Source organism: Streptosporangium sp. NPDC004631, from assembly GCF_053601935.1.
Map to the genome: position 1 here is coordinate 377,946 of NZ_JBSGCR010000001.1, position 17,071 is coordinate 395,016.

10 protein-coding genes are annotated in these 17,071 nt (G+C 68.9%); 2 read left to right on the plus strand and 8 right to left on the minus strand.

All coding sequences use genetic code 11. The features are described from left to right. The 4 genes from ACWEF2_RS01505 to efeU form a co-directional block, all read right to left on the minus strand. Positions 1-1,806: an ABC transporter substrate-binding protein gene (locus tag ACWEF2_RS01505; RefSeq protein WP_453811041.1), complete on the minus strand. Its 1,806-nt coding sequence runs from the start codon at positions 1,804-1,806 to the stop codon at positions 1-3. A 478-nt stretch (positions 1,807-2,284) separates the two neighbouring features. Then, positions 2,285-3,550 carry an iron uptake transporter deferrochelatase/peroxidase subunit gene (gene efeB / locus ACWEF2_RS01510; protein ID WP_453811042.1) on the minus strand — a complete coding sequence of 422 codons (1,266 nt, stop codon included), beginning with the start codon at positions 3,548-3,550 and terminating at the stop codon, positions 2,285-2,287. A 44-nt stretch (positions 3,551-3,594) separates the two neighbouring features. Next, complete coding sequence (gene efeO, locus ACWEF2_RS01515) at positions 3,595-4,737, minus strand: iron uptake system protein EfeO (RefSeq protein WP_453811043.1); 1,143 nt, start codon at positions 4,735-4,737, stop codon at positions 3,595-3,597. Positions 4,738-4,748: 11 nt separating this feature from the next. Further along, a complete protein-coding gene (efeU, locus tag ACWEF2_RS01520; protein WP_453811044.1) occupies positions 4,749-5,600 on the minus strand; it encodes an iron uptake transporter permease EfeU in 852 nt (283 codons plus the stop codon). A gap of 1,284 nt (positions 5,601-6,884) precedes the next feature. On the opposite strand from efeU, the gene ACWEF2_RS01525 reads away from it, so the two are divergent. Together ACWEF2_RS01525 and ACWEF2_RS01530 are read left to right on the plus strand one after the other, a co-directional pair. Next, entirely contained in the window at positions 6,885-8,840 is a 1,956-nt protein-coding gene (locus tag ACWEF2_RS01525) for a hypothetical protein (RefSeq protein ID WP_453811045.1), read from the plus strand. Positions 8,841-9,182: 342 nt separating this feature from the next. Continuing rightward, a complete protein-coding gene (locus ACWEF2_RS01530; RefSeq protein WP_453811046.1) occupies positions 9,183-9,965 on the plus strand; it encodes a C1 family peptidase in 783 nt (260 codons plus the stop codon). Between the two features lie 169 nt (positions 9,966-10,134). Here the strand turns inward: ACWEF2_RS01530 and ACWEF2_RS01535 are convergent, their stop codons facing one another. The 4 genes from ACWEF2_RS01535 to ACWEF2_RS01550 form a co-directional block, all read right to left on the minus strand. Then, positions 10,135-11,553: an MFS transporter gene (locus ACWEF2_RS01535; protein WP_453811047.1), complete on the minus strand. Its 1,419-nt coding sequence runs from the start codon at positions 11,551-11,553 to the stop codon at positions 10,135-10,137. Continuing rightward, on the minus strand, positions 11,550-11,762 hold the full coding sequence (locus ACWEF2_RS01540) for a hypothetical protein (RefSeq protein ID WP_453811048.1): 213 nt from the start codon (positions 11,760-11,762) through the stop codon (positions 11,550-11,552). Before ACWEF2_RS01540 ends, ACWEF2_RS01535 begins: the two co-directional genes overlap by 4 nt. Positions 11,763-12,017: 255 nt before the next feature. Beyond that, positions 12,018-13,556: a protein kinase domain-containing protein gene (locus ACWEF2_RS01545; RefSeq protein ID WP_453811049.1), complete on the minus strand. Its 1,539-nt coding sequence runs from the start codon at positions 13,554-13,556 to the stop codon at positions 12,018-12,020. A 140-nt stretch (positions 13,557-13,696) separates the two neighbouring features. Continuing rightward, positions 13,697-16,822: a type I restriction endonuclease subunit R gene (locus tag ACWEF2_RS01550; protein ID WP_453811081.1), complete on the minus strand. Its 3,126-nt coding sequence runs from the start codon at positions 16,820-16,822 to the stop codon at positions 13,697-13,699. Between the last annotated feature and the right edge of the window lie 249 nt (positions 16,823-17,071).

The window sequence follows — 17,071 nt, forward strand, 5'->3', positions numbered from 1 at the left end:
CTACTTCTTCTTGATCATGCCGAGTTGCAGCCAGACACCGGAGGTGAGCCGCAGCGCGTCGCTGTCGTTCTGCGGGAAACCCGTGAAGCGCGTGGTGTTGACGAACTGGGTGTTGACGTAGTCCCACATCTGAATCACCGGAAGATCCTGGTTGGCGACCTTGGCGAGGGTCGCGATGATTTTCTGCTGTTCGGCGCGGGAGGCCGAGTTGAGGTTGAAGGCCAGCTCACCGGGGTTGACCTTGCCTGCGCCCTCGACCTCCACGGTCTCGGCGCCGCCCATCCAGTTGCCCTCCGTGCCGGGGGCGACGTGCTTGAGCCTGCCGCCGAAGAGCTGCCAGCCGTTGGCCGCGCCGTACAGGCGCTGGTAGATGTTGTAGGGCACGGGGCCGAGCGCGACCAGCCAGAACCCGACGTCGTACTTACCGGCCGCCAGCTCCTCCAGGTAGAGGGGGTAGTCGGCGGTGGTGACCACCTCGGCGTCGATCCCGGCGTCGTTGAGCTGGCTGGTGACGGCCTTGGCCCCGGCCAGCCAGTCGGAGAACGGCGCGGGCACGCTGATGGTCAGCTTCCAGGGGCTGCCGTCCGGCATCGCCCACTTGCCGCCCTGCTTGCGCATGCCCGCGGCCTTCAGTTCCCGCTCGGCCTTGGCGGGATCCAGCCCGTACGGTTCCAGCGCGGCGAAGGAGTCGCCCAGCCACGCCTTCGCGGCCTTCTGGTGCAGACCCGAGGTCGTCACCGCGGCGGCGCCGCCCTCCGGGGAGGCGACCTTGGTGACCTGCTCACGGTTGATCAGGTAGGCCAGCCCCCGGCGGACGTGCGCGTTGTCGTAGGGCTTCTTCGACTGGTTGAAGGCCAGCGCGTTGCCGACCGGCGTGTATCCCCTGACGACGGTGTTGCCCGGAGTCTGGTCGATGCGCTTCAGCACGTCGGTCGGGACCGCGGTGAAGGGCGCGTTGTCCAGCTTCCCGGCGATCAGGTAGTTCCAGATCCGCTCGTTGCCGGTGTAACCGAGGATCTTCACCTGGTCGGGGGCGACCTTGGCCGCGTTGTAGAAGTTCTTGTTCTTCACCAGCAGCGCCTCGCCCGGATTCACCCTCTCCAGCACGAAGGGACCGGCGGAGACGTCCTTGGCCGGGGCGAAGGAGATGACCTTCTCGGCGAGGCCGGTGACCTCGGTCCGCGCCGCCTCGGCCTGGGGGCCGTCGCCGCGGGCGGTCTTCAGCTTGTCCCAGAAGTCGGCGGGCAGCACGTCCTTCCAGATGTGCGCCGGGACGACGAAGGTCTCCATGACGCCCCGCACAAAGGTGGAGCTCGGGTTCTTCGCCGACTGGGTGATCCTGATCGTCCTGTCGTCGACGACCTCGACGTCGGCGGCCGTGCCGGAGACGCGCGGGTCGACGGCGTAGGCCGTACCGCCCTGGGTGTAGGCCAGGGCGATCGAGAGCTTGACGTCCTCGCTGGTGATCGGCTTGCCGTCGGACCATCTGCCGTTCGGGTGGAGCCTGATGGTGATCGACGACTGGTCCGGGGCGATCTCCCAGCTCTCCGCGACGCCCGGGTAGAACTGGTTGGGGTCGGTCAGGTGGTTCTTGGTCCACGCGAGCCACTGGGAGTTGTACCCCTGGAAGGCGTTGCCCTTGGGGTTGTACGGGTTGATCGGCGCGTTCGCGTCGATCCCCGGCTTGAGCGCGTCGATCGTGGTGTAGGTGCCGCCGCCCCCGGCGGCCCTGTCTCCGGCGCCGCCGGCGCATGCCGTGACGGTCGCGAGGCCGAGCGACGCCACTACCGCTGCTAGTCGTTTCATTAACCGCTCCATGTGGGGGTCTGTCAAAACTGGAAGCCGGGTTCTCCGGACCTTACGATCCCCAGGGGAGCTACGTCAATTATCTCCACGTAATATACGAGTCCTGTAGCTTTCCTTCATTGATCGTTGTGCGCCGTTTGGCGCCATCTGCGCATGTGATCGAAATCCCGGCATCCCCGCAGGTCACGGCCTTGAGCGGCCGGACGGGCGCCCACCGGCACTCCCGCTCTCCGGTGGTCCGGATAAATTTTTCCCGGCCCGGCACTACGGCGATCATGCCGGTAGGGCGTCACGGTGATCACGCGGGCCCGGGGCGCGGGGCGCGGCGATCACACGGCGGCCGTGCCGGCCGTGTGATCCCGGCCGACGGAGGCGGCGCTCCCGGCGCTCCCGGCGGCCCACCGGCCCGTCGACCCGCGCGGCGCCGGACGGGCGAGGGCGCCGGACGCCCCGGCCGGACGGCGGCAGGCGAACGACATCAGGTGAACAGGGCCCTGCCCCAGTAGTCGCCGGCGTCGCGGACCCCGCCGGGGCAGGCGAACAGGCCGCTGGAGACGTGCTTGATGTACTCGTTGAGCAGGTCCTTTCCCGCCAGGGCCCGCTGGACGGGCACGAACTGGCGGTGCGGGTCGCGCTGGTAGGCCATGAAGAACAGCCCCGCGTCCAGGCGGCCCAGGCCGTCGGACCCGTCGACGTAGTTGTAGCCCCGGCGCAGCAGACGGGCACCCCCGTTGCTGCTGGGGTGGGCGAGCCGGACGTGGGCGTCGACCTTGATGACGGGCTCGCCCGCGGAGTCCTTGGCGGCGAAGTCGATCGGGTCGAACTCCTTCTTCGCGCCCAGCGGCGCGCCCTCGCCCTTGTTCCGGCCGAAGATCTCCTCCTGCTCGGCCAGCGGGGCCCGGTCCCAGGTCTCGATCGTCATCCGGATCTTCCGGGTGACCAGGTAACTGCCGCCGCTCATCCAGCCGGGACCGTCGCCGCCCACCCAGAGCTGGTCCCTGAGCAGCGCGGCGTCCTCAAGTTTGAGATTGTTGGTGCCGTCCTTGAACCCCATCAGGTTGCGGGGCGTCGTCTGGGCACGCGAGGTGGAGGAGGTACGGCCGAAGCCGAGCTGGGACCAGCGCACCGAGACCCGTCCGAAGCCGATCCTGGCCAGGTTGCGGATGGCGTGCACGGCGACCTGCGGGTCGTGCGCGCACGCCTGGACGCAGATGTCGCCACCGGAGATCTCCGGCAGCAGGGCGTCCCCGGGGAATTTCGGCAGGTCGGCCAGGGCGGCCGGTTTCCGGCTCGCCAGGCCGAACCGGCCGTCGAACAGCGAGCCGCCGAAACCGACCGTCAGCGTCAGCCCGGAGGCGGGCAGCCCGAGCGCCTCCCCGGTGTCGTCCGGCGGGGCCTCGCGGACCCCGCCGACGGCGCCGAAGGTGCCCGCGTCCCTGCCCTGGGTCATCCGGGCGGCGGCGGCGGTCCACTCCTGCAGCAGCTCGGCCAGCTCCGCCTTCTTGTCGGTGATGACGTCGAAGGCGACGAAGTGCAGCCGGTCCTGGGCGGGGGTGACGATGCCCGCCTGATGCTCACCGTAGAAGGGCACGGCGTCGGAGGCCGAGGTGAGGTGGGCCGAGGTGGACGCGGCGTCCTCCCCTCCGGCCCGCAGCGCCACCACACCGGCGCCGGCCGCCGCCGCCCCCGCCACCCCGGCCGCGCCCAGACCGAACAACTTCCTGCGGCTGATTCGCCCACTCATGCGCTCTCCTCCGTACGGCTCGCCTGGTCCGAATGCTCCGCCGTCTACTTGGCCACAACCGCGGCGATCTTGCTGATCGGCTCGGCCAGGGCGTTGATGGAGTCCGACAGCTTCTTTAGGTCGTCCTTGGAAAGCTCGGTGTGGAGCTTCCAGCCGTCGCCGGCCCGGTGGGAGCCCAGCTCGGCCTCGGTGGCGGCGAACCTCTCGTCCAGCGTCTTGACCAGCTCGGGGGCACGCTCCTCCAGAACGGGCCTGAGCGCCTGGACCGCGGCCTTGGAACCCTGCAGGTTGGCGTCGAAGTCCCACAGGTCGGTGTGGGAGTAGCGGTCCTCCTCACCGGTGATCTTCCCGGAGGCGACCTCGTCGAGCAGGCCCTTGGCCCCGTTGGCCAGCAGGATCGGGGAGAGCTCCGCGGCGTTGGCCTTCTCCACGATCGTCTTGACGTCGGCCATCAGCCTGTCGGCGATCGGGCCGTCCTTGCTGACGTTCTTGGTCACCCAGAGGTCCTTCTCCAGCTTGTGGAAGCCGGTCCACTCCTCCCCCTCGGCCACGTCGTTCTCCCGGGCGTCGATCGCCGGGTCCAGGTCGCCGAAGATCTCCGCCACCGGCTCGATCCGCTCCCAGTAGGTCCGCGAGACCGGGTAGAGGGCCTTGGCCTTGGCCAGGTCGCCCGCCTTGACGGCGTCCACGAACTCCTGGGTCTTGACCAGCAGGGTGTCGCTCTGGGACTTGATGTAGCGCTTGTAGCCCTTGGTCGCCGCGGCCAGCTTGGCGTCGCCGCTGAGCGGCTTGTGCTCGCCGGTCACCGTCAGCGGGCCGCGGATGCCCCGGCCGGTCATACCCGGCTTGCAGACGGTCTCGTAGGCGCCGGCCGGCAGCTCCACGATCACCTCGCGGGTCAGGCCGGGCACGATGTTCTCCACCTCGCCCATGACCCGGTCACCGGCGGCGTAGACGTAGAACTCCGTCACCTTGGCGCCGCCGTTGGTGATGGTGAAGGTGGAGGTGCCGGCGGCGACCTCGGTGGTCGCGACCTTGCACTCGGTGTCACTGGCGGCCACCGCGATCGGGCCGCCGGCGGCGGGCGAGGCGGCCCCCGGGCTCGCGGCGGGGGTGCCGCCGTCCGAGCAGGCGGTCAGTCCCGCGAGGGCGAGGAATCCTACGGCGATGGCAACGGAAGTACGCATGATGTCCTGTTTCAAGCCGCGGGGCGCGGGTCGGTGGCGGGGAGGGTCGGGGAGGTGCTGGGACGTCTGCGCTGGGGGCGCAGGAAGAGGAAGAGGGTGGGAACCGCGTAGCCGATCCAGGCGACGGTCTCCAGCACGCTCGGCTGCGGGGTGATGTTGAACATCCCGGACAGCAGCGTGCCGTACCAGGAGTCGGCCGGCATGACGGAGCTGATGTCGAAGGCGTAGTCGGTCAGGCCCGGCAGGATGCCGGCCTCCTGCAGGTCGTGCACGCCGTACTTGAAGATGCCCGCGGCGATCAGGATCAGCAGCAGGCCGGTCCAGGTGAAGAAGGTGGTCAGGTTGATGCGGAGCGCGCTGCGGTAGAGCCCCCAGCCGAGCGCGATCGAGGTGAGAACCCCCAGGCTGATGCCGATCAACGGGCTGGCCGTGGTGGTCGCGCCCTGGACGGAGGCGAAGAACAGCAGGGCGGTCTCCAGCCCCTCGCGCGCCACGGCCAGGAAGGCCATGACGACCACGGCCACCGCGCCCATTTCCACGGCGTCGGTCAGCCTGGCCCGCAGCTCACCCGAGAGGGAGCGGGCCGCCCGGCGCATCCAGAAGATCATCCAGGTGACGAAGACGGTCGCCAGCAGCGAGGTGATCGCGTCGAACAGCTCCTGCTGCCCGTGGCCGAGGTGCGCGGCGGTGAAGGTGAGCAGGGCGCCGAACCCGATCGACAGCACCACCGCGGCGCCGACGCCCATCCACACCTGGGGCAGCCGGTCCCCGCGATCGCTCTTGACGAGGAAGGCGACGAGAACGGAGACGACGAGGGCCGCTTCGAGTCCCTCTCGCAATCCGATGAGGTAGCTGGCGAACACCGCGACTCCCGGGAAGACTACAAAGGCTTACCTAATTTAGGACAGGGCAACCTTACTCTCCACCCGAGGATGCTCTATCAGAGCCTCCGGGTCGAGTCGCCGGCATGGTGATGTTCCCTACGGCGGGGAGATCGGCCCGGGATCGTCCCGTCTCGCGGCACGGACCCCGGACGGTCTCCCCGGGCGGCCTCCTCGGCAGGACGGGGAGAGCACGGCTCGCGGGATGACGGGGCCGGACGACCGCGACGGGGGCCGTACCCGGTCGGCACCGGACACGACCCCCGTCGTTGACCTTGCCGATCCCGCACCCACCAGGACCGGCGGCGTCATATCCACCGGAGAAAAATATCGGAAATGTCCCAAATATCGGAGATATCGGGAATTTGCATTCTTAGCGGTGGTCGCAGTGACCCCGCCCCCCGCAGTGACGCGCGTGCCTGGGGACGAACACATTGCAGTGGCGGTGATAACCCCACCACCCGCAGAACCTCCACCGGCACCCGTCGTTCCCCACGCAGGAAAGGAGGGAGGAGAGATCACCGGACGACAGGCGCGAACCGGCGAATTCCATCCGCCCGGCTACGGCGTTCGCCGGCGCCGGACTCGACGACACCATCAGGATGCCTGTCACCACCGCGGCGGACAAGGCTCCGACGCGCTTGCTGAAGATCGGGCTTGACGCCCCTCTACCCTTGCGAGGAAGCATGTATTTCCCATGTCTTTTATGATTCCGAATTACTTCGGATCCGTCTTACCGCCACGGAAGTGACAGCAGCCAGGAGATACCCAGAAGTGATGATATAAAGCGGCGAAATGGTTGAGGGAAGGGCAAACAAACAGCACTGCATGGGGAAAACAGCGCTTATCATCGTTTCCGTCTCACGCTCCTTCCGACCGTACGAGCGGACCGGAAAACGGCCCCGAACCGCCGGCGCGGAGCACCGTCCGCGCCCCGGGACGGGGCCGGGTCCGGGACGGGAGTCCCGCGAGACCACGGCAATCACCCGATTCCCTGACGCTGCGTACACGTTCGTGATCTGATGACTCTCCCCGACATCTGGAGACCGCTGTGTCCTCTGCCCGGCACATGTCACGCTCCACCTCAAGAGCCGCGCCCGGAGCACGGGCGCGGCGCGGCCGACGCGGGTCCAGACCCGGCGGCGGCGGACGGCGCACCCGCCGCGTCGAGGCGCCCCCGCCCGCCGGGGCGCCCCGCCCCGCCGCCTCCCGCACCGCCCGTCCGCACCGGCCGGCCCCGCGCCCGGCCCCCTGGGTGGCGTGTCCATGTCCTCGAATGTGAACCGCCTCTACCAGGCGGTCCTACGTGACGGAACCGCGCCGATCTCGCCCCGGCTCTGCCGCACCTTCGGAGACTGGCTGACCGGCAGGGGGCTTCCCCCGCCCGAGGCGGGCAGGGCTTCGCAGGAGTTCGAGAGGGACGGCGTGCGGGTCCGCATGGAGCACGGCGGCGAGTGCGGCCGGTACCTCCTGGAGGAACCCCTCGAAGGAGGACTGCTGCGCACCCGGATCACCTACGCCGAGCGGGTTCCCGGGCTGACCGGGTGGGTGGTCGTCACGGTGGAGGAGGACGGCGAGACCGGCGCGGGGCACGCCCCGGGGTTCGTCCAGTCCTACCTGCGCACCGCGCGCGTCACCGACGGGGCGGTGCACCTGACGGACGCGGCCGACGAGGTGGACGAGGACGGCGTGCGCCGGCTGCTCCCGGTGCTGTCCGAGCGCAACCGCCGCGTCCCCCTGGTCGTCGTGGCGGTGGACCCGCAGGACCCGCAGGCGGCCAGGACGAGGGCCGACTATCTGGCCGGGGTGGTCGCCGGAGCCGGCGTGGTCGTCCGCTTCGCCGACCTGCACGCCCAGAACCGCTTCAACGAGGCGATGGGCTCCGATCTCGGCGTGTTCGGCGGGGGGGTTCGCACCTATGTGACCCCGTTCACCCCGGGCGCCGAGAGCCACCCCTACCGGCACCGCCCGATGGGAGGGCCGATGATCCGCAAGCAGGGCAGGCAGGCGCTCGACCTGGCCGCGGGCGGCGTCATCGGCGAGACCGCCAGGCGGGCCCTTCCCGAGGACGTCCAGCGCACCTACCGTGTCGTCTCCAGGGTCCTGGTGGGCAAGGCCAGGCCCGGTGACATCGCCAAGGCGGTGGCCCCGAGGACGGCCGCGGCCGACTCCGGCGGAGAGGGGCTGCGCCGCTGGATGATGGCGATGACCCCGCGCCCCGATCCCGTGCCCGACGCCCCTCCCCCGGGAGATGCCGCGGAGCCCGCGGAGCCCGTCGTGTCCCCGGAACCGGAGCCCGCCGCCGTCGAGCGCCCCCTCCTCGACGCCGAGGCGCTCGCCGGAACGGTCGCCGACATGGTGATCAAGGAGCTGCGAGGGGAGCTGGACGCGGCGCTCGACCTCGCGGCGTCGTCGGGGGGAAACGGCTCGGAGAACGGGAAGATCCTGCGCCAGATGCGCACCCTCGGCGCGCACGTCGACGGGCTGCGCGATCTCATCGTGGTACGGCAGAGCGGGGACCGGCTGCTGGCCGAGGCGGAGGACGAGAGCGACCGGCTGGCCGGTGAGATCGACCGGCTCCGCACCGAACACGAGATCCTCCAGCAGGAGTACGCCGAGGCCGTCGCGGGCTCCCGCAAGCTCGAAGAACGGGTCCGCTGGCTGGAGGCACGGCTGGCCGAGGCCGGTCAGCCCGCCTTCGGGCTCTCCTCCGGCACCCCCTCCTTCGAGCCGACCAGCCTGATGGACGCCCTGAACATGGCGCGGGAGACGCTCCCGCACGTGGAGATCGGCGACACCGACACCGAGGCGGCGAAACTCGACCTCACCTACCCCACCCTGGCACGGGCCTGGGCCTCCAAGACCTGGGACGCCCTGCGAGCCCTCGACGCGTTCGCGCGCGCCAGATCGTCGGGGGGCTTCTCCGGCGGGTTCTTCGACTGGTGCAGGAGCGCCGGACGGCTCACGATCCCGGCGGGCATGGTCGCCATGAGCGAGTCCCGGACCGTCAACACCAACGGCAAGTACAGCACGAGGCGGACCTTCGCCGTCCCGGCGGAGGTGCACCCCTCGGGCAAGGTGATGATGGAGGCGCACATCAAGATCCGCAAGGGCGGCTGCCCGGCTCCCAGGATCCACTTCCACGACGACTCGGGCGGCGGCACCGGCAAGATCTGGGTCGGCCACGTAGGCGACCACCTCCCCAACACCCACACCAACTGATCCACCCCGTTCGCGGCCTTTCTTCCCACCTGAACCTCATTTCCGTGCCGACGGAGAAGGATCGGTCGCAACGCCCTTTCGGTACGCGCCTTGAGCTCGACTGCGGTCTCCGGACTTTCCACCACCGATTCCCCTCCGTGGCCGGAAATCCACTGACGGACTGTCCGTCTCCACTCCGCGGGGCGCCGGTCAAGGAAAAGGAGCAGGTGAGTTCATTCACCTGCACAACCTCAAAGGCGCACTCGTTTCACATACACCCCAGCCGGTTTGCGGACAACGGTATTTGGCGATACGGAAATAAAGGCGGTTGTGGCTGGGTGGATCGAGTGCTCTACTCAGAGAATGGAGCTCATTGAGAGTCGAATACTGAACTGCCTGCCGTCGCGGGAAACCGAACAGGACTGGCTTGCCGTCCATGCAGTGGGATCCGGACTGGTCTCGCCCCCTCAGGCTCTGCCGCAGGCTGTAGACCTGAGGGAGCAGTGGTGGGATGTGGGAGATCAGGGAGCGACCGGCTCGTGTGTCGGATGGGCGACGGCCGATGCGCTACTGCGCTGGCATTACGTGAAAAGCGGAATGCTGAATGAGAGCAGCCGGCCTTCGGTTCGTTTTCACTGGATGGCCGCGAAGGAGACGGACAACTTCACTGCCCGGCCGACAACGTTCATTGAGGAGGACGGAACCAGCCTGAAGTCCGCACTCGATGTGGCACGGAAGTTCGGAAGTGTCCGAGAGGAGACACTCCCCTTTCTCTCGGGAGCTCTGTATCACGGTGGCTCGGCAGGGTTTTACTCCATGGCCGCGAGCCTTCGGATTTCGGCCTACTTTAATCTTGGCCGGAATCTTGACGGCTGGCGGCGCTGGCTGGCCGGTCAAGGACCCATCCTCGCCCGCCTCGACGTGGACGCCACCTGGGACCAGGCCACCGCCACCAAGGGCGTCCTGAACCGCTACCAAGCCGGCACGGCCCGCGGAGGGCACGCGGTGGCCCTTGTCGGGTACAACAAGAGCCACTTCATCGTCCGCAACAGTTGGGGAACCCAATGGGGCGATGCCGGGTATGCCTATGCCACGCCCGAGTACGCGAGTGCCGCGTTCACCGAGGTCTACGGCATCGCTCTGTAGAAGAGTAGAAGACCGCGTCGGGTTTGAACGTCAGTTCCTCCGGCGGTACGGCCGGCGCCGGCGTGGGAACGCGCCGGAACAGGGTGCCGAAAACGACCGGGCAGGTTGCCGAGCAGACGATCGAAAGCCTGTGGTGGGCTTTTTCGGCCCGGATGGCGGAACGTAACGGTCACGAGCCGGGCTGGTCGGCCGGCGCTGAACGGCTCGCACGATCCGCCGCGCGGGCGGTGACGGCGCCGGCCGCGCAAATGATCGCGAACCCGAACAGCATGTATCGGGCCGAGTCGAGCATCGACCGGCCGCCCAGGTTGACCAGGACACCGGCGACCGCCGTACCGAACGCGATCGACAGGCTCGTCACCGTGGCGATCGCAGCGGCCGCCCGCCCTCCTTCCTCCGGATCCCGGGTGCTGGACATCACGGCCACCGACAGGTGCGGATAGGCCAGCCCGATGCCGGCACCGGCGATGAACAGCACCGGCACCCAGCAGAGGACCAGCCAGACCGGCGCGTCCTGCCGCTGCAGCAGCCCCTGTGCGAGGAAGCCGAGCGCCGACAGCAGCGGGCCGGCGATGCGCAACCGGAGAATGGTGCGATCCTTGATCGCCGACGAACTGACGAGCTGGGTCGCCGACCACCCCAGCGAAATGGCCGCGCCGAAGAACCCCGCTACGGCCGGGGCCAGCCCGCCCAGCCGCTGTCCGAACAGCGGCAGGAACGACTCCACCGCGACGCCGAACGCCAGCAGCGCGAGCGTCAGGTACAGCCACTTCAGCGGCGAACCCGGCCGGTAAGTGGTGCGTGGGAAGACCCGCAGCTCACTACGCCGCTCATGAGCGACGAAGACGACCATCAGCAGCAGCGCCACCGCGACGCCGGCCGCCATGGCCGCGGCTCCGGACAGCACCCCTGCCACGCTGACCGCGGCGGTGGCCCCCGTGACCAGCAGCAACGACACGACCGGGACCGGCGCCCGGGCATCGCCGCGCTCGGCGCCCGGCAGCACCCGGGGCACGAGCAAGCCGCACACCGCTGCGATCATCGCCATTGTCACGAACGCCGGCCGCCACCCGCCGAACTGGGCGAACAGCCCGCCGAGCGCAGGGCCGACGAAGTTGCCGACGCCGTACATCGCCGACATCAGCGCGTTGCCGCGCGTCCACAATCGCCGCGGCAGGGCGGATCGGACGGCGGCGAAGCCCAGCCCGGACAGCAGCCCCGCCCCCAGCCCCTGGATGCCGCGGCCGGCCAGCAGCACCGGCATTGCCGGGCTCACCGCGCAGGCCAGCGATCCCACCAGGAACACGCCGAAGCCGAGCAGGTAGGCGCCGACGTTACCCCAGCGGGCCAGGAGGCGGCTGACCAGCATCGTCGCGATCACCATCGCGACGAGATAGATCGTCATGTTCCATGCGTAGAAGCCCGTGCCGCCGATATCGGCCACCACGGTCGGCAGCAGGCTGGAGGCCAGATAGATGTTGACCGCACCGACGAGCACCCCGACGGCCGGCACGATCGCCGCGCCGGCATGCTCCGGGCCCAGCAGTTCCCGCCACGAGGACGAGGCGGGAGCGGAGACAGTGTTCACGTCGTCACCGCCATCCGCTCGCCGCACGCGGTGCGCTCGACGAGACCGAACCCGCCCGCCGTGGTTACGGGACGGCCGGGCACACCGGTCGGCCGGTGCCGCGGACCACGGATCTCGATGGCGGACTCTGCGCCAAGCCGCTCATTGTCACAAATACTCATGACATCAAGACTGTCGTTCAACCAGTCCCGGAGACTTTCGTCTCCCATCACGCCTCCTGCCAGCGGGCGGTACGCGGAAAGCCTCAAACCGCAGGGAACCCGCCCGCTCCGGTGTCCAACCATCCTGGCCAGGCGACAGCGGACCACCCCTCAGGGTCGTTGGACTGACCTCGGGATCCCTGGCCCGGCTGCGTTCCCTGGACGGGACGGTCGACGTACGGGACCGCGTGTTCGCCGCGCACCATTTCGCCTTCTCACCCGAGGTGCGCCTGCGTGTCGTCCCCGCGCCTCCCATGGACCGGCCTACCGCCCGAGGTTGGCGAGTAGCGTGCTCAGCTCGCGGACCTCGGGGTGGTCGGGGCCGAACACGGCGCGCATGTCCAGCAGCAGGCCGGTCAGGACGCGTTCGGCGTCGTCGACGTCACCCCGCGCGATGTGCACCTCGCCGATCTGCCGCCGCAGCTCCATGGTGAGCACCGCGGTCGCCCCCAGCGCGCGAGTCATGTCCCCGCGCAGGACCGCCATCAGGTCGAGCGCCCGATCATGGCGACCGAGGGCGGCGTGGCAGAGTGCCTCGTTGAAGCGGCAGCCGAGCACCGTCTCATGGTCGGGCGAGAGCAGCTCCGCCAGCTCGGGGATGACCCGCTCCAGCTCAGGCGCGGCACGCCGGTAGTCGTGGGCCGCGAAGCGGGTGTTGGCCAGGTGCATCCGCAGCGCGAAGACCAGCGGATGGCCTTCGCCGAGGGTCTCCACGGCCGGATCGAGCACATCCTGAATGATCTCGATCGCCTGGCTGAACCGGCCGCGCTCGGCCAGGTCCTCGGCACGTTCCTTGGCCTCGACGACGTCGTTCTTGGAGACCGGACCGGGTGTCCGGCGCCCCTGCGGAGGGATCCGGGAACCGGCGAGCGCGGTCTCCGCGATGCGGGCGGCCACGGTCGCGTACATCCGCAGCGGGTCGGGGGACGGCGCGGCCACGGTGACATCGGGGATGGGCGGCAACCGCTCGACGGAGGGCAGGAGCCGCTCGTACACCTGGGCGGCGTCCACGGGGCGGTCGCCCGGATTCTTGGCGAGCAGCTCCAAAACCAGCCTCTCCATCTCCTCGGGAACGTCGTCCCGGAGAGAGCGGAGAGGCGGAGGCGATTCGGTGTGGTGGCGGCCCATCTCGGCGGCGGGGAACTCCGACTGGAAGACGCGTGTGCCGGTCAGCAGCTCATGCAGGACGCAACCCACGGCGTAGAGGTCGCTCTGCGGGCTCGCCTTGCCCCAGACGCCCATCTCCGGCGCCATGTAGAACGGCGTGCCAAGACCCTCGTCCGCCTTGGTGATCTTCGAGAGGTCCGGTGTCCCAAGGATCGCCGCGATGCCGAAGTCGAGCACCTTCACGGTCCCGTCCGCGCAGACCATGAGGTTGCGAGGTTTGATGTCGCGGTGGATCAGCGACTCGGCGTGCGCGACCGTGAGAACGGCGCAGATCTGGGCGGTCAGGGCCGCCGCCCAGGACAGCGGGAGCGGGCCGTGCGAGTCGATGAGATCATCGACCGTCCAGCCCTCGACGTACTCCATGACGAGGAACAGGTCCCCCTCGTAGGTGCCCATGTCGTGGACGACGGGCACCCCCGGGTGCCGGAGACGGGCGGTGACGCGCGCCTCACGCCTGAACCGTTTGATCGCGGCCTCGCGGCGCTCCTCGGTGTCGAAGGCCGCCCAGCGGATGAACTTGACCGCGACGTGCCGGTCCAGGGTCTGGTCGAACGCCTTCCAGACCTGACCCATCCCGCCACTGCCGCGCTCCTCGACGAGCTCGTAGCGTCCGTCGACAACCGTGCCACGTTCCACCAGGGCTCCGTCCGTGTTGGAAGACGCCCACAGTTCTATCGGTTACCTGACAAATGATCCAGATCGCATGATCGTGTCAGGCAGGGTTCCGGCCTTACTCCGCCCTGAAGGACGGAGTCTGCGGCCCGCAACGAGTTCGATCAGCCGAGTGTTCCCTCACGGATCATCTTGTAGACCTGCTTGCGGCCGAGGTCGGTGATCCGGCTGCGGAACAGCGACTCGTCGAAGAAGCGCTGCACCAGGCCGGTGTTCCCGGTGTGCCGGTCGACCACCACCTTCTCCAGGTGGTCGGCGAAGACCTCGCCGAAGTTGGCCTCGTCGTTGACCAGCGCGGCGGCGATGAGCGAGTCGTTGCGGGCAGCCTCCTTGAGCTGCTGCTCCACCCAGACCTGGTCGGTCTCCGACAGGCCCAGGCCGTACTTGTCGTTCACCGCGGCGATCAGGGCGTGCAGCGACGTCATCTCGGGCTCCGCCGCGGCGGAGCCGGCACCGGACGGAGCGGGGAGCGTCACCTCACCGCCGGCGGTGGGGCGCAGGCTGATGTCGTGCTCACCGGTCTTGCTGATCTTCAGGTGGGTGAGGTCGATCTCACCGACGTCCACGGCCGGGTCCTCGCGGCGCGGCAGCCGGTTCAGCAGGAACCTGCCGAACAGGTACAGCCGTTCCAGCTCGTCGTCGGTGTAGGGCACGACCTGCGACAGAAACCCGTACAACCGTACGTATCCCCGCAGATCGCCCCGGAACTGCTCGGCGGAGTCGTCGTCGTTCGCCCGGTCCTCCCGCTGCCGCTCGATGAAACGCGCGACGGCCGGCTCGGTGAAGCGGTAGAGCGCCGCGTGCGCCCTCTCCCACTCCCGCTGCGTCGCCGAGGTCCGCTCGGCCTGGAGATACGCCTCGGCGAGGGCCTGCAGCTCCGACGCCACCAGCAGGGCGTGTCCCTGTACGGCCGCCGCCCGCGTGTAGAGCAGGTTGGGATCGATCTCCTCGACGGCCGTACCCTCGAAGTAGGGCTGGAAGTCCGCCTGGATGTCCTCGGCCGCGTTGGCGAAGTCCAGGACGAAGACGTCCCCCTGCGACTTGAGCCGGTGCGTACGGTTCAACCGTGACAGCGTCTGCACCGCCGCCACACCCGCCAGCTTCTTGTCCACGTACATCGTGGTCAGCAACGGCTGGTCGAACCCGGTCTGATACTTGTCGGCGACCACCAGGATCCGGTACTCCGCCTTCTCGGCGGCGTTGGGCGAGGTGTCGTCGGCTCGGCAGTAGGCGAACCGCTCCGGCAACTCCCTCTCCCCGAAGCCGTTCAGCCTGGCCTCGGTGTACTCCGTCTCGACCCCGTGCTCGTCCTTGAGCTTCAGCGTCTGGGAGAAGGCGATCAGCGTGCCGCAGCCGGGATAGTCGTTGACGGCCACGTAGTCCCGGATCGCCTGGCCCAGCCGGAGGGCGTGCTCACGTGAGGGGGTGACCACCATCGCCTTGGATCGCCCGCCCAGCTGCGGCGCGGTGTGCCGGCGGAAGTGCTCGACGATGATCTGTGCCCGCTGCTGCATGCTCGTCGGGTGCAGCTCGGCGAACCGGGCCAGCAGCGCCTGACCTTTGCGTTTGTCCACCTCGCGGTCGTCCGGCTCGGTGCTCATCAGCCGCCAGAGCGTCTTGTAGGTGACGTAGTTCTTGAGCACGTCGAGGATGAAGCCCTCCTCGATCGCCTGCCGCATCGAGTAGATGTGGAACGCGCGGGGCTTGCCGTCCTCGCCGGGGGTGCCGAACAGGGTGAGCGTCTTGTTCTTCGGGGTGGCGGTGAACGCGAAGTAGGAGAGGCTGTCGTGCCTGCCCCGGGCCAGCGCGCTCGCCGTCAGCAGGTTGCCGTCCTCGTCGACGTCGTCGCTGCCGAGCTTGCGCAGCACCCGCTTGAGGGCCGCGGCGCCCTCTCCCGACTGCGACGAGTGCGCCTCGTCCACGATCACCGCGAACCGCTTGCCACGCAACCCCTCGACCTGCTGGAGGATGTGCGGGAACTTCTGCAGCGTGGTGATGACGACCTTGGCCGTCTCCCCCCGCAGCGTCTCGGCGAGCTGGGCCGAGTCCTGGTCTATGCGTTTGACCACGCCCGGTGTGTGCTCGAACTGGTAGATCGTCTCCTGCAATTGCCGGTCGAGGACCAGCCGGTCGGTGATTACGATGACCTTGTCGAACACCGGCTGGTTCGGCCCGTAGCCCTTGGCCAGCGCCGTCTCGTCGAGCTCCGCCAGAGCGGCGGAGGTGTGCAGGTTCGCCAGCGCGTGCGCCAGCCAGGCGATCGTGTTCGACTTGCCCGACCCCGCCGAGTGCTCCACCAGGTAGTTGTGACCGGACCCGTGCCGCCGCGCGTGGGCGGTCAACCTCCGCACGGCATCCCACTGGTGGTAACGCGGGAAGATCAGCGGCAGCCGGTGGGCCCTGCCCGGGGACGGCCTGCGCCCCTTGCCCTTCTTCACGTCCTCGTCGTCGACGTGCAGGAACCGCCTGAGCAGGTCCAGCCAGGTGTGCGACTCCCAGATCCGCTCCCACAGGTACGAGGTCCGATAGGTGCCGCCCGGCGGGATCTCCGGGTTACCCGCGCCGCCCTTGTTGCCCGGCCCCCCGGTGCCCATGTTGAACGGCAGGAACCGGGTCCTCTTCCCTGCCAGCCTCGTGGTGACGAACACCAGGTCCTGGTCCACGGCGAAGTGCACGAGTGCCCGCCGGGCGAACAGCGGCTCCTTGGGATCACGGTCCTCGCGGTACTGCCGCTTGGCGTCCTCGACGGTCTGCCCGGTGAGGATGTTCTTCAGCTCGGCCGTGGCGACCGGGATGCCGTTGACGAACAGCGCCAGGTCAAGGGTGTCGGTGACCGTCGCCGAGTAGCGGAACTGGCGGACGACGCTGAGGATGTTCTTGCCGTACGGCTCCAGCGCGTCGGCGGCGATCGTGTGCGCGGGCCGGAAGTAGGCGAGCCTGAAGGTGATCCCCCGATCCTTCACCCCGTGCCGGAGCACCTCAAGGGCCCCCTCGGCGTCGATCGCCTTTCCCACCTGAACGGCGAGACGCCGGGCGGCCCCCGCCTCGTCCCCGGCCTGCGCGACGACCAGCCGACCCCACTCCTTCGGCTGGGTCGCCTGCACGAAGTGCAGCAACTCCGTCGGATTCAGCCCCAGAGCGTGGTCGTAGAGCTTGTTTGAGCCCTTCCCCCAGCCCCTTTCGAGAAGAGCCGACTCGACGGCGTCCTCGAAGACCTTCTCATGATGCACAGGGGCCAATGTCACGTTCCTTCACTGAGGTACGAAGTCTTTCATTCAAGCAGAGAACACTGACAATCGACGGCCATCAATCGGAACAGGCCGGGCGTCTCCGCCCAGATCGGCGGTACTGACGCCCCCCAAACCGAGTGGCGGGACGATCGCCGCGCCAGGAGGTCGGGAGCGGGAGGATGCGCCTGGGATTCCATTCCGAGCCGGGACGCGCGTCCGGGCGCAGCCCGCCACGGACGGACGGCAACC